Below are 262 nucleotides of genomic sequence, written 5' to 3' on the forward strand. Positions count from 1 at the left end.
GAGGCGCTGGCGAAGTACGGCACGCCGGAGATTTTCAACACCGACCAGGGCAGCCAGTTCACCAGTGCGGCCTTCACCGGCGCGTTGGCGGGCGCAGGGATCAAGATCTCCATGGATGGCCGCGGTCGTTGGATGGACAACGTCTTCATCGAGCGGCTGTGGCGGTCGCTCAAGCATGAGGACATCTATCTCAGAGGCTATGCCGACGGCCGCGAGGCCAAGGCAGGGGTCGCAAGCTGGATCGCCTTCTACAACGATCGTC

The 262-nt window shown here is 63.0% G+C and carries 1 protein-coding gene; it reads left to right on the forward strand.

What is annotated here, in order from left to right; all coding sequences use genetic code 11:
- A partial coding sequence (locus ACZYOF_RS44600) for a transposase (RefSeq protein WP_463719701.1) occupies positions 1-262 on the forward strand: 262 nt, incomplete at both ends.

The sequence above is a fragment of the Bradyrhizobium sp. LeoA1Lang genome (genome assembly GCF_055413685.1).